The sequence below is a fragment of the Nocardiopsis lambiniae genome (genome assembly GCF_031845465.1).
Lineage (GTDB): Bacteria > Actinomycetota > Actinomycetes > Streptosporangiales > Streptosporangiaceae > Nocardiopsis > Nocardiopsis lambiniae.
Genome location: NZ_JAVREP010000006.1, coordinates 211,687 through 224,858, shown reverse-complemented (window position 1 = coordinate 224,858; position 13,172 = coordinate 211,687). Strand labels below are relative to the sequence as shown.

Genomic DNA, 13,172 nt, shown 5'->3' with positions numbered 1-13,172 from the left:
CCGGGCCCCCTCTCACGTGGGCGGGGAGGGCCGTCGGGCTACTCCCACTCGATGGTGCCCGGGGGCTTGCTGGTGACGTCGAGCGTCACCCGGTTGATCTCGCGGACCTCGTTGGTGATCCGGTTGGAGATCTTGGCGAGCACGTCGTAGGGCACCCTCGACCAGTCGGCGGTCATGGCGTCCTCGCTGCTGACCGGGCGCAGCACCACGGGGTGACCGTAGGTGCGGCCGTCGCCCTGGACGCCCACGGAGCGGACGTCGGCCAGCAGCACCACCGGGCACTGCCAGATCTCGCGGTCCAGCCCGGCGCGGGAGAGCTCCTCACGGGCGATGGCGTCGGCCTCGCGCAGGACGTCCAGACGCTCGCGGGTGACCTCGCCGATGATGCGGATGCCCAGGCCCGGTCCGGGGAACGGCTGACGCCACACCATCTCCGGGGGCAGGCCCAGCTCCTCGCCGACCTTGCGGACCTCGTCCTTGAACAGCTCGCGCAGCGGCTCCACCAGGGTGAACCGAAGGTCGTCGGGCAGACCGCCCACGTTGTGGTGGGACTTGATGTTGGCGGTGCCGGTGCCCCCGCCGGACTCCACCACGTCCGGGTACAGGGTGCCCTGGACCAGGAACTCGACCTCGCTGCCGTTCTCGCCGCTCTCGGCGACGACCTCGCGGGCCGCCTGCTCGAAGACGCGGATGAACTCCCGGCCGATGATCTTGCGCTTCTCCTCGGGGTCGGTGACCCCGGACAGCGCGGTCAGGAAGCGCTCCTCGGCGTCGACGACCTTGAGCTTGGCGCCGGTGATCGCGACGAAGTCCTTCTCGACCTGTTCGGCCTCGCCCTTGCGCAGCAGACCGTGGTCGACGAACACACAGGTCAGCTGGTCGCCGACGGCGCGCTGCACCAGGGCGCCCGCCACCGCGGAGTCGACGCCGCCGCTCAGGCCGCAGATGGCGCGCTTGTCGCCGATCTGCTCGCGGACGCGGCCGACCTGCTCGTCGACGATGTTGACCATCGTCCAGGTGGGCCGGCAGCCGGCCCCCTCGTACAGGAAGCGGCGCAGCACCTCCTGGCCGTGCTCGCTGTGCAGGACCTCGGGGTGGAACTGCACGCCGAAGAGGCGGCGGTCGGTGTCCTCGAACGCGGCGACCGGGGCGCCCGTGGTGGTGGCGACGGCACGGAAGCCCTTCGGGGCCTCGATCACCGAGTCGCCGTGGGACATCCAGACCAGCTGTTCGGTGGGCAGCCCGGCGAACAGCATGGAGTCCTCGGCGACGACGTTCAGCTCGGTGCGGCCGAACTCGCTGAGGTCGGTCCTGTCGACCGTCCCGCCCAGGGCCCGGGTCATCGCCTGGAAGCCGTAGCAGATGCCGAAGGTCGGGACCCCGGTCTCGAACAGCTCGGCCCCGACGTTGGGGGCCCCTTCGGCGTACACCGACGAGGGGCCGCCGGAGAGGATGATCGCTTTCGGCTTCTTGGCGAGCATCTCCTCCACCGGCATGGTCGAGGGCACGATCTCGCTGTGCACGTGAGCTTCGCGCACCCGTCGGGCGATCAGCTGCGCGTACTGCGCGCCGAAGTCCACGACGAGAACGGTGTCGAACGTGCTGTCAGCACCAACGGACACGACGGAGGACCTTCCGCAGGAGTTCAGGGATACGCCCAGTCTAGGGCGTTGGGCGTGCCCGGCTGATCCTCGGTGGGTGTGCGGTCGCGCTCAGCCGGCGAATCCGCTCGGGTTGGCGGACTGCCAGCGCCAGGTGTCGGCGCAGGCCTCGTCGAGGTCGCGGTCGGCCTTCCAGCCCAGGTCACGGGCGGCGGCGGCGGGATCGGCGTAGCAGACGGCGATGTCCCCGGCGCGGCGCTCCACCACCGTGTGCGGGAGGGGGCGGCCCACGACCCGCTCGAACGCGCGCAGGCACTCCAGGACCGAGTACCCCTTGCCGCTGCCGAGGTTGTAGACCCGGTGACCGGGGGCGTCGGCCAGGTGGTCCAGGGCGGCCAGGTGGCCGCGGGCCAGGTCGACCACGTGCAGGTAGTCGCGGACGCCGGTGCCGTCGGAGGTGTCGTAGTCGTCACCGAAGACCTGGAGGAACTCACGGCGGCCCGCGGCGACCTGCGCGATGTAGGGGAGCAGGTTGTTGGGCACCCCCTGCGGGTCCTCGCCGATGAGACCGCTGGAGTGGGCCCCGATGGGGTTGAAGTAGCGCAGGGAGATGATCCGCCAGCGCGGGTCGGCGGCGGCCAGGTCGCCCAGGATCCGCTCGGCGAAGAGCTTGGTGGCGCCGTAGGGGTTGGTGGCGCTCAGCGGTGCGTCCTCGGGGATGGGCACCGTCTCGGGGTCGCCGTAGACCGTCGCGGAGGAGCTGAACACCAGGTCGCGGACGTCGTGCTCGTCCATGACCTCGACGAGGGAGAGCAGGGCGTCGAGGTTGTTGCGGTAGTAGCGCAGGGGCTGGGCGACGGACTCGCCGACGGCCTTGAGACCGGCCGTGTGCACGACGGCGTCGATGTCGTGATCGGCCAGGACCCGGGCGACGGTGGCCCGGTCGGCGCAGTCACCGCGCTCCAGGACGGGGGCCCGTCCCGTGATCCGCTCGACCCGGCGCAGCGATTCGGCGTGACTGTTGACCAGGTTGTCCAGGACGACGACCCGGTGTCCGGCCTGGAGGAGTTCGACCGCGGTGTGCGAACCGATGTACCCGGCTCCGCCGGTGAGCAGTACGTTCATCTTCGCTTTCCCTGGTGAGAGGAGCACCCGCCGCGCGACGGGTGTCCACCAGGATAGGTTCACCCGGGGGCCGGAGGTCACGGACACGACGGCGCCCGGCCGGAACGGGTCCGTTCCGGCCGGGCGTGGTGGTGCGGGGTCGGTCAGTACCGGCCCGGCGGGGTGGAGCGGCGGGTGTCCAGCCACAGCACCTGCGGGTCGTGGTCGCTGACCTGGTCGTGGAACTCGGAGTTGATCCGCACGACCTCGTAGTCGACCCGGCCGGCCAGGGCCTGGTTGACCAGGATGTGGTCCAAGGCCTGGGAGTTGCCGTCGAACACGTAGTTGTGGCGTTCGCCGGCGGGCAGGTCGGTCATCGGGTTGTGGAGCGGTCCGTCCCCGGCGAGGATCTCCAGGGTGCGGGAGAACTGGAAGTCGTTCAGGTCGCCCATGACCACCAGGTTCGCGTTCGGGTCCGCGGCCAGCAGTTCCTCGGAGAAGTCCGCGACGAGCTCCGCCTGGGCGTTGCGCTGCGTCTCGCTGGTGCGGTTCGGCGGCTGCGCGACCCCGTGCAGCGCCTGGTCGCCGCCCTTGGAGTTGAAGTGGTTGGTCACCACGTAGATGTCGCGGTTGAGCGCGCGGAAGTGACCGACCAGCGGCTTGCGGCTGGACTCCCACGCCGGGTCCTTCGGGGCGATGCGTCCCGGGGACACCGACAGCTCGGGACCGCGGGCCCCCTGGACGACCTCGACGGCCGTGGTGGCGTCGCCGCCCGGGCGGTCCACGAACCGCACGCGCGCGGGGTCGAAGAGGAAGGCGTTGCGGATGTTGCCGCCGGGGACGCCGCCGTCCTGCTTGTCCTCGGGGCTGATCTGCCGCCACTCGTAGGCGGGCCCGCCCTGCGCCTCGACCGCCGCCACCAGCCGGTCCAGGGTGACCCCGGCGTCGACGGTGCCGTCGTCCACGGCCCCGTTGTCGTCCTGGATCTCCTCCAGTCCGATGATGTCCGGCCCGCCGAGGTACTCGACGATCCCCGTGGCCAGCGCGTCGTACTTGGCCTGGTCGTCCTGTCCGCCGAGGTTCTCGACGTTGTAGGTGGCGATGGAGACCTCGTACCGGGCGGTGTCGCGGACGGGGGTGCGCTCCAGGTCGCCGGGCACGTGCTCGCCCAGGGCGGTGGCGCGGACGAGGTAGCCGCCGAACCGGCTGTAGTACACCGGGCCCTCGGTGACCCCGGCGAGCGTGTCGCCCACGTTGACCCGGGGGAACGGTCGGACGTCGCGGTCCAGCAGCGATTCGATCTTGACCCGGCCCGCGTTGGGGTCGTCGTAGGAACCGTAGACCACGCCGCCGTTGGCGGTGCGGTTGTGGTCCGGCTCCACCGTGACCCAGAAGGCGGAGTAGGGGTCGGTGGGGGCGATGACGGGGGCGTCCTCGATCCGGACCATCATGTGCTCGTGGGCGGCCCAGAAGTCCAGGGCGTACGTGTCGGGGAGCAGTTCGAGGTCGGAGATGTCGCCGCCGTGGTCGGGGGCGTACGTGGCGGGGATGACGCCCGCCTCCAGCGTGACCGACTCCGGGACCGGGTTGCCGGTGGACAGGGTCGTCCACACGGCCTGGTCGAGCTGGGTGATGGTCTGCGTGCCGGAGCCGGGCCGGTACTCGTTCACCCGGCCGGAGACCAGGACCTCGTCGCCCACGGCCAGGGCGGGTGTGGTGGAACCGGTGAACACGAACAGGCCCTCGCTGGTGCGGGGGTCGTCGTCGCCCTCGGGGTCCTGGAACCAGAAGCCGCGCGCGCTGCCGAAGGCGTTGATCGCGGTGACCACGCCGGGCACCCCGGTCACGGTGTCCCCGGCGTACGGGGAGGTGCGGGTGACGCCTTGGACGTCGTGGATGCGCAGTTCACCGGGCTCTTCGGGACCCCCGGGGTCTTCCGGCCCCTCGCCGAGGCCCTCCCCCGCCGCGTTCACGGGAGTGGGCTCACCGGCGCGGAAGTCGGCGGCGTTGTCGTCGGTGTCGGTGAGGGAGTCATCGCGGGCGGCGGCGGTGGTGTTGGTCAGCGCCGGGGCGGGCGCGCCCTCGCGGATGACGGCGCTGCCGTAGCCGACCACGTCGATGATCGTCTCGTCCTCGGCGCAGGCGGCGGCGGTGCGGCACTCGACCGGCGCGGTGCCGGAGACGAGCAGGACCGTGCCCGAGGTGGCGGCCATGTTGGCCGAGCCCACGGCGTCGGGGGTGGGCAGGTCGACCTCTCCCCCGGCACCGGCGGCCTGGCGGATCAGGTAGCGGCCGTCGGCGGGGATCTCCCCGGACAGCGGCGTGACCTGGGCACGGGTGTTCGCGCCCGGGGAGGCGGGCAGGTACTGGACGCTCCATCCGTCGAGGCCGAGCGCGGCCCCGGTGGGGTTGCCCAGCTCGACGAAGTCGTGGCGCAGTACGGCGCCGCTGTTGCCACCGCCGCCGTAGACCTCGGCGATCACCGGGGTGGTGGCGTCGGCGAGGGCGGTCGGGGCCGCTCCCAAAGCCGCGGCCAGGATCACCGCTGCCGCGGCGGACGTCGGCGCGAGCATGCGCCGTGGTCGATCGGGGGACACGTTCTCTCCGGGGTACTGGGGAGTAAGGGGGCGGGGACATCATGACGCCTGTCCGTGTCCGGTCGAAAGAGAGAACGTGAAAACAAGGCGAAGCGGCACCGGGTTGGTGCGATCCGCCCAGTGCCGCTCCGTCCTCCCTTCGTGCGATCAGCCCAATCGCACCCGTCTCAGAGACGCGGGTCGACCGGCTCCGTCTCCAGCGCCAGGACCGCGAACACCGGCTCGTGCACCCGCCAGAGCGGTTCGCGGCGGGCGTGCCGGGCCAGGGCCTCCAGTCCCAGCTTGTGCTCGCGCATGGCCAGGCCGGTCTTGCGGCCCAGGCCGCGGTCCTTGAGGACCTCCAGCCGGTCCGGGTCGGTGTAGTCCGGGCCGTAGATGATCCTCAGGTACTCGGGGCCGCGCACCTTGAGACCGGGCTGGGTCAGCCCCTTGCCGCCCTCGGCGCGGGCGCCCTGGAGCGGCTTGACGACCATGCCCTCACCGCCGGCGTCCACCATGTCCTTCCACCAGGAGGCGGCGGAGACGCAGGCGGAGGGGTCGGTGGTGTCCACCACGAGGTAGCGGGTGACGCGCACCAGCGGGTCGGCCTCGGCGAGCCGTTCGGCGATGGCCATGTGCCACAGGTGGTCGGCGTCGGTGTACTCGCGCCCTTCGGTGGCGAGCACCATGAACGGCGCGAACCGCAGGCCGGCGATCCCGTCGGTGTCCCAGGAGTAGCGCCGGTACACCCGGCTGAACTCCTCCATCCGCACCGTGCTGCGCTCGACCTTCTCCACCAGTCGGCCCACGTCCAGGCCGCGCGCGGCGGCTGCGGCCAGGGCGGCGCCGGCGGCGGGCAGGGAGGCGCGGGCCGCCGCGCCCACGGAGGCGTACTGGGCACGGATGAGTTCACGGGCCTTGGCCGACCACGGCAGCATCTCCCCGTCCAGCGCGATCCAGTCGGTACCGAGGCGGTCCCACAGTCCGGCCTCGGTGACGGCGGCGCGCAGCCGGTCGATCACCTCGGCCTGGAGCACCGGGTCGTTGAAGAACGGTCGGCCGGTGCGCGTGTACACGGTGCCGAACTCCCCGGGCACGAACCGGCGTTCGGCGGCCTCGGCGTCACGGCACAGCACGGCGACGGCGCGCGAGCCCATGTGCTTCTCCTCGCACACGACCTGCCCGATGCCGGCGCCCCGGTACCAGGCGAACGCCTCGGCGGGGTGCTCCAGGTACCCGGCCTCGGCGCTGGTGGGCGCCGGGGCCATGGTCGGCGGCAGGTACAGCAGCCATCGGGGGTCGACCGCGAACCGGCTCATCACCTCCAGGGCGCCCAGGGCGCTCGCCCCGTTGGTCCGCACGGCCCCGTGCTCCGTCTCCACGAACTGTCCGGAGCCGTGGTCGCCGAAGCCGACGTCGGTGATGTCCACGACCGCGTCGGAGCGCTCCGTCGGGCCGTCGGAGGTCTCGCCTCCCAGCGGTCGGGACGGCTCGTACCAGGTCTCGCGGGCGGCGACGTCGACGATCTCGCGTTCGGGGTAGCGCAGCGCGGTGAGCCGTCCGCCGAACACGCAACCGGTGTCCAGGCACAGGGTGTTGTTGACCCACTCGGCCTTGAGCACGGGGGTGTGCCCGTACACGACGGCGGCCTTGCCCCGGTAGTCGCGGGCCCAGGGCAGGCGCACCGGCAGCCCGTACTCGTCGGTCTCCCCGGTGGTGTCCCCGTACAGCGCGAAGGAGCGCACCCGCCCGGAGGCCCGGCCGTGGTAGGCCTCCTTGAGTCCGGCGTGGGCGACCACGAGTCGTCCCTCGTCGAGGATGAGGTGGCTGACCAGGCCTTCGCAGAAGTCGAGGACCTCCTTGCGGAACTCCTCGGTCTCCCGGCCCAGCTGCTCCAGGGACTCGGCGAGTCCGTGGGTGGGCGTGACCTTGACACCCCTGAGCGCCCGGATCAGCTTGTTCTCGTGGTTGCCGGGCACGCACAGGGCGTCGCCGTCGCGGACCATGCCCATGGCCAGCCGCAACACGCCGGGGGTGTCGGGGCCCCGGTCCACGAGGTCGCCGACGAACACGACGGTGCGCCCTTCGGGGTGGCGGGCGCCGACGGCGCGTCCCAGTCCGTCCCGGGTGAACTCGTAGCCCAAGGCGGCGAGCAGTTCCTCCAGTTCCTCCCGGCAGCCGTGGATGTCACCGATGACGTCGAAGGGGCCGGTGAGCTCGCGCTTGTCGGGCCAGGCGCGCTCGCGCTCGATGAGCGCGGCGTCGATCTCCTCCACGCCCTTGAGGGTGTGGATCTTGCGGAACCCCTCCTTGCGCAGGCGCTTGACGCCCTGGCGCAGGTCGCGGCGCTGGCGGGCGATGACATGGTCGCCGAAGTCCCGGTCGGGGCGGACCCGGTTGCGCTCCCGGGCCAACGCCTCGGGGACGTCGAGGACGATCGCGGTGGACAGCACGTCGTTGGCCTTGGCGATGGCCAGGAGTTCGGCGCGGGCCCTGGGCTGCACGTTGGTGGCGTCCACGACAGCGAGCAGGCCGCGGCGCAACCGGATGTCGACGATGGTGTGCAGCAGGGAGAAGGCGTCGGAGCTGGCGCTCTGGTCGTTCTCGTCGTCGCTGACCAGGCCCCGGCAGTAGTCGGAGGAGATGACCTCGGTGGGTTTGAAGTGCCGGGCCGCGAACGTGGACTTGCCCGCGCCGGACACGCCGACCAGCACGACGAGTCCCATGGCGGGCACGCCGAGGACCCGCGGTGCGGTGTCCGGAGCGGTCTCCTCGGTGCTCATCGTGTGAACACTCCCATCTGGGTCGGGGAACCGGTGGTCGGGTCCTGCGGACCCACCGGCAGGTGGCGGACGGTGTAGCCGTTGCGTTCGGCGACGCCGTCCGCCCACAGGGTGAACTCCGCGCGGTTCCACTCGAAGCGGTGGTCCGCGTGGCGGAAGGCGCCGTCGGCCAGGCCCTCGTAGTGGACGTTGTACTCGGCGTTGGGCGTGGTGACCACGACGATCCGGGGCCGCGCGGAGGCGAACACGGTCTCCTCCAGGGCGGGCAGCCGCGCCGGGTCGAGGTGCTCGACGACCTCCATCAGCACGATGGCGTCGTGTCCGGCGAACCGGGCGTCCCGGTACACGGCCGAACCGACGAGCAGTTCGGGTCGGGGCGGCCGGTCGCCCTTTTCCCTCGTCCCCTCGGCGTCGGCGAACAGGTTCCGGTGCCGCCTGTCACCGGGGGCGCAGCCCCGGCAGGTCCGGCGGTGCGCCATCTGGAGGGAGACGGTGTCGACGTCCACGCCGGTGACGCGCTCCAGGGTGGGGTCGGCGACCAGTTTCGTCAGCAGCGCCCCGGAGCCGCAGCCCAGGTCGAGCACGCTGGAGACGCCCTCCGCGCGCAGGACCGCCAGGACCGCCCCGGCGCGCTGTTCGGCCAGGGACGGCGGGCGCTCCTCCCCCTCGGGGGTGACCACGGGGGCCTCCTCCAGGCTCGGGTCGTCGACGCCCTCGTCCTCGGCGACGTCGTCGGCCTCGGCCAGCCGCGCCAGGGCGGTGCGCACGTAGGTGGCGCGCCGGTTGAGGTAGCGGCGGGTGATCCAGGCGCGTTCGGGGTGACGGGCCAGCCATCGGGACCCGGCCTCCGCGTCGGGGACCTCCTCGGTGGTCTCGGCCTCGGGGTCGGTGACGCGCAGACCGCCGGCGCGCAGGAGCTTGTCGATCTCGGTGCGGTCCACCCAGTAGTGCTTGTCGCCGTCCATGGCGGGCAGCAGGACGTAGAGGTGGCTCAGCGCCTCCGACAGCACCTGCTCACCGGTGAGGGTGAGCGACAGGTAGTGGGAGTCGCCCCAGTCGGGCAGACCGGGGTCGAGCGGCACGGGTTCGGCGGTCACCCGCCAGCCGAGCGGTTCGAACAGGGCGCGGGCCCTGTCGGCGCCGGCCCGGCACGGGACGGCGGGCAGGCGCAGTTCGAGGGGCAGGGGCGTGGTGACCAGTTCCGGCCGGGCCCGGCAGTCGCCCTTGAGCGCGGAACGGAACACCCGGCCCAGCGCGACCGTGAACAGCGAGGAGGTGGCGAAGGGGCGGTCGTTGACGTACTGGGCCAGGGCGAAGTCGGGTGTGCTGACGGAGGTGCGCGTCCGGAGCAGCGCCTGGGGGTCGACCTCCAGGAGCAGGGCCGCCGTGCACCGTTCCTCGGTCGCCTCGGGGTAGAACACGTGGGCGGTCCCGAAGGACTGCTCGAAGCTCTGCGCCCTGTCGGGGTGTTTCTGCAACAGGAAGCCGAGGTCGGTGGCCGGGGCCTCCGGGGTCGCGGTGGTGGTGATCGTCAGTAGCACCCGTGCATTGTGACCTGTGGGCCGGCACGTTGGCCAAGTCTTTTCCTCCCGTTTCACCCCGCGCGCCGCTCCGATGAGCGCTTCTCCTCGTCGCGGGCGGTGATCCGGGCGCCACGAGTGGTGACGTGACTCCGCGCCACACGGTGATGTGCGGGTCATGTCCCCACCGTCCCCCGTGGTGACCGTCCGCGCCCCGGTACCCCTACCCGGTTCCGCCCGGTCGAACGCCCAGCTCCTCCATGGCCCGGGCGACCTGGCGGCGGGGGTCCCCGAAGAAGGCCCAGGGCACGTCGCAGTACAGGTTGCCGACCGCGGTCAGGTGCCAGCGCGCGGCGTCGGCGAGTCCGGCCCGGTGGAAGGCCCACCCGAAGAGGTGGTGCGCCTGGACGTCGCGCGGGTGCGGGGTGGCGCGTTCGGCCCAGCCCCGGGCGAGGTCGAACAGCTCGGTCACGGCCTCCCCGTGCAGCCGACCCAGGGTCCGGCCCGCGATGAAGGCCATGGTGCCCTCCGCGGTGAGACGTTTGTACTCGGCGCGCAGGAACTCGGCGTGCGCCAGCGCCAGTACGGCGGGCAGCGGATCGCCCTCGGGCGCGGTGTCGGCGGCGGCGCCGGCGAAGGCGAACATCTCCTCCTCGCTGCCGCCGCGCGCCGGGGACAGGATCCGCACCCGGCCCATGTGGGCGGCGAACAGGTGCGGGGCGCGCCGGTGGATCTCCGTCCACAGCAGGTCCTTGGTCTCCCGGTCCGCGCCCGCGCCCATCGCGACGGTCTGCAACGCGGTCCAGGGGGCGGCGTCGTCGGGGCGCAGTTCGGCGGCGGCCTTCAGGAGGCGGCGGGCGTCGTCGAGTCCGGCCTCGGCGGCCTTGTGCTCGGCGGTCCCGCCGTGGGCGCGCAGGGCCCCGGTGAGCAGGGCGTTGCCGAGCCACAGGAGGACGTCGGCGCGGTCGGCGGTGTCCATGAGGTCGCCCAGTTCGTCGACCCGGTCGGCGGCGGCCCGGCCGAGCACCTCGACGGTCGCCACCCGCGCCTCGGGGTCGTCGCGGGTCTCGGCGAGCAGGGGCAGCGCGTCGGCGAGGTCACCCTCGGCGATCGCCTCGGCCGCCGCCCGGAGCATGGGGTCGGTGCCCAGGGAGGCGGAGGTCAGGAGACTGTCGATCGGGACTCCGGAGGTCGCTCTCGGGTCGCCGGGATTCCATCGCCACATGTCGCCGAGGGTAGCGTTCCCGCCGCGCCGGCGGGACCGGGGCGGATGACCGGGGGGCACGGGTGTGCCCGCCGCGCCCACGAGAACGGGTAGGGGCGCGGCGGGCGGGTGCGGCGGTCAGGCGACGGGGGTCGGCGTGCCGTCGGCCGTCGCGGGGACGGTGTTCCGGTTCCGCCGGTGCGCGATCACCTGGAGGGCGATGAGGGCGCCCCCCAGGACGGATCCGGCCAGGACGAACCAGGAGGAGTCCACGCCGAGCGACAGCGCCGCCCCGAACAGGGCGCTCCACTCCGGGGCGATCATGATCAGCAGGGAGGCGACGACGAACGCGATCCGTTCGCCGACGGCGACCGGCCTCAGGAAGTGGCCCTCCAGGGCGATGGCCGCCGTGGCCAGGGCCACGCATCCGCTGACGACGGCGACGGCCAGGTCGGTGATCGGGCCGTCGACCTCCATGAGCGCCGAGTAGGCCATGAGCATCGGGATGAGGTAGAGCCCCTTGGCGAACTTCCACGCCGACAGCCCCGAGCGCATCGGGGAGGCGTTGGCCACGCCGGCGGCGGCGAAAGCGGCGAAGGCCACCGGCGGTGTCACGTTGGAGTCCTGGCTGTACCAGTAGACGATCATGTGCGCGACGATCACCGCCAGCCCCAACTCCTGGAGGGCGGGGACCGCCAGCACGGCCAGGACCACGTAGGCGGCGGTCACCGGCAGGCCGATGCCCATGATGAGCGAGGCGATCGCCACCATGAGCAGGGTGAGCAGGAGGCTTCCGGCGAACACGGTGACCAGGACGTCGGACAGCACCAGTCCCAGACCGGTCAGCCCGACCATGCCGACGATGATGCCCGCCACCGCGCAGGCCACCGACACCGGCATGGTGTTGCGGGCGGCCAGGACGAAGACCTCCAGGATGTCCCGGGGTCCCAGTCGGCTGGCGGCCCGCAGCATGGCCACGAGGAACAGGGCGCCGCAGGCCCACAGGCCGGCCCGGGTCGGGGGCACGTAGTTGAGCAGCAGGACGATGAGCAGGAGCAGGGGCGCGAGGAAGTGCCAGCCCGCCGCCATGACCGCGCGCATGCGGGGCAGGTCGGAGTCGCGGGCCACCCCGATGCCGTACTTGCGGGCGAGGATGTCCACGAACAGGAACATCACCCCGAAGTACATGAGCGCGGGGATGATGGCGACCTTGACGATGTCGGCGTAGGGGATGCCGGTGCGCTCCGCCATGATGAACGCGCCCGCGCCCATGATGGGCGGGAGGATCTGGCCGCCGGTGGAGGCCGCGGCCTCCACCCCCGCCGCGTCGTGCCTGCGGTACCCGACCTTCTTCATCAGGGGGATGGTGAACGGACCGGTGCTGACGACGTTGGCGATGGCGCTGCCGGACACCGAGCCCATGAGCGCGCTGCTGAGCACCGCGCCCTTGGCCGGGCCGCCGACCATGCGTCCGGTGAGCACGTAGGCCAGCCCGACGAAGAAGCTGCCGCCGCCGGTCTTGGACAGCAGGGCACCGAACAGGATGAACACGAACACGAAGGTGACGACCACGCCCAGGGTGAGGCCGTAGACGCCGTCACCGAGGTAGGAGTGCGTGGCGATGCGCTGGATGGTGGCGCCGGAGTGCCCGAACTGTCCGGGGATGAGCGGACCGACCCACGCGTAAAAAATGAACGCGGCGACCATCACCACCATGACCATGCCGACCGTGCGCCGGGTGGCCTCCAGCAGGACGACGATCGCGATCAGGCCCATGATCCAGTCGAGGTCGGTGTAGGCGCCCGCCCTGGAGGCCAGCTCCTGCTGGTACACGATCGGGTAGAGGCTGGTCACGAAGGCCGCGCCGATGAGCACCGTGTCGAAGACCAGGGCGGGGATCGACCGTCCCGCGCGACCGGGCAGGGACGGTTTGACCAGCAGTACCAGGACCAGCACGAACAGCAGGTGGATGAGGCGCTGTTGACGGGCGTCGAAGCCGCCCAGCAGGGCGATGTGGATCTGGAAGAGGCCCAGGCCCAGGGCCAGGACCAGCACCAGGACGCCGACGGTGGTGGCGAGCGGCCCCTCGCCCCAGCGTTCGACGGCCATCCGCTTCCAGACGGGTCCGGCCCCGTCGTCCTCCCCCTCGACGTCGGGGAGCACGTCGGCGGACGTGCCGGTGCGCCGGCGTCCGAACCCGGGTCCGCGGTCCGCGGTGTCCCCGTCGGTCGCGGTGGACGTCGCCGTCCCCTCCGTGGCGGGGACGGTCGCGGTCTCCTCCCCCTCGTGTCCGGGGGTGTCCCCCCGTGCCTGTGACGGTGTCTCGGCCATGGTCTTCCTCGGGTCGTCCGTAGGGGGCCGACGGGGCGCGGTCGTATGCGGGA

At 72.2% G+C, this 13,172-nt stretch carries 7 protein-coding genes; all 7 read right to left on the bottom strand.

The features are described from left to right. Window positions 1-38 precede the first annotated feature (38 nt). Entirely contained in the window at window positions 39-1,622 is a 1,584-nt protein-coding gene (guaA, locus tag RM479_RS11760) for a glutamine-hydrolyzing GMP synthase (RefSeq protein ID WP_311511746.1), read from the bottom strand. A 90-nt stretch (window positions 1,623-1,712) separates the two neighbouring features. Continuing rightward, complete coding sequence (gene galE, locus RM479_RS11755; protein ID WP_311511745.1) at window positions 1,713-2,726, bottom strand: UDP-glucose 4-epimerase GalE; 1,014 nt, start codon at window positions 2,724-2,726, stop codon at window positions 1,713-1,715. A 143-nt stretch (window positions 2,727-2,869) separates the two neighbouring features. Beyond that, window positions 2,870-5,302 carry an endonuclease/exonuclease/phosphatase family protein gene (locus RM479_RS11750; protein ID WP_311511744.1) on the bottom strand — a complete coding sequence of 811 codons (2,433 nt, stop codon included), beginning with the start codon at window positions 5,300-5,302 and terminating at the stop codon, window positions 2,870-2,872. A gap of 167 nt (window positions 5,303-5,469) precedes the next feature. Next, window positions 5,470-8,064 (bottom strand): polynucleotide kinase-phosphatase, encoded by a 2,595-nt coding sequence (locus tag RM479_RS11745; RefSeq protein ID WP_311511743.1) that lies wholly within the window; start codon window positions 8,062-8,064, stop codon window positions 5,470-5,472. Further along, the gene (locus RM479_RS11740) at window positions 8,061-9,605 is read right to left on the bottom strand and encodes a 3' terminal RNA ribose 2'-O-methyltransferase Hen1 (protein WP_311511742.1); all 1,545 of its coding nucleotides are present in this window, start codon (window positions 9,603-9,605) and stop codon (window positions 8,061-8,063) included. Before RM479_RS11740 ends, RM479_RS11745 begins: the two co-directional genes overlap by 4 nt. Window positions 9,606-9,807: 202 nt before the next feature. Then, on the bottom strand, window positions 9,808-10,809 hold the full coding sequence (locus tag RM479_RS11735; RefSeq protein ID WP_311511741.1) for a hypothetical protein: 1,002 nt from the start codon (window positions 10,807-10,809) through the stop codon (window positions 9,808-9,810). 117 nt (window positions 10,810-10,926) lie between these two features. After that, window positions 10,927-13,119 (bottom strand): TRAP transporter permease, encoded by a 2,193-nt coding sequence (locus tag RM479_RS11730; protein ID WP_311511740.1) that lies wholly within the window; start codon window positions 13,117-13,119, stop codon window positions 10,927-10,929. Window positions 13,120-13,172 lie beyond the last annotated feature (53 nt).

What these genes read in the sequence shown, in the direction of transcription:
- galE (WP_311511745.1), bottom strand. Translation starts at nt 2,726, where the DNA reads ATGAACGTACTGCTCACCGGCGGAGCCGGGTACATCGGTTCGCACACC.
- RM479_RS11745 (WP_311511743.1), bottom strand. Translation starts at nt 8,064, where the DNA reads ATGAGCACCGAGGAGACCGCTCCGGACACCGCACCGCGGGTCCTCGGC.
- RM479_RS11735 (WP_311511741.1), bottom strand. Translation starts at nt 10,809, where the DNA reads ATGTGGCGATGGAATCCCGGCGACCCGAGAGCGACCTCCGGAGTCCCG.
- RM479_RS11730 (WP_311511740.1), bottom strand. Translation starts at nt 13,119, where the DNA reads ATGGCCGAGACACCGTCACAGGCACGGGGGGACACCCCCGGACACGAG.